General features: G+C 48.6%; 1 pseudogene. It reads left to right on the top strand.

Annotated features, from left to right (window positions below):
• Nucleotides 1-174: 174 nt before the first annotated feature.
• Nucleotides 175-257, top strand: a pseudogene (locus tag NSMM_RS14950) (IS5/IS1182 family transposase); the annotation flags it as partial.

The following is a 257-nucleotide window of genomic DNA, read 5'->3' on the forward strand; positions in this document are numbered from 1 at the left end:
AACACCACTCAGGTCTTGTGCGCAGACCTCACAAGTGAGGACGGGAGAAATCGTCACGATTTCATTAACGCGCATATTGCCGGCTTGATCCTTGTTCTCACTTTTGCCTTTGCCATTACTTCCGGGGCGGCTTAGAACCTGTTCAAAGTCTCCGAGTTATGAGAAGCTTGGGAGATGAGAAGAGATTATCCAAGTGATATCAAGTCGGAGCAATTCGAGGTTATCAGGCCTTTGCTGGAGAGTGCCCGCAAAAGGTT

The organism is Nitrosomonas mobilis (assembly GCF_900103035.1).
GTDB classification, from domain to species: Bacteria; Pseudomonadota; Gammaproteobacteria; order Burkholderiales; family Nitrosomonadaceae; genus Nitrosomonas; species Nitrosomonas mobilis.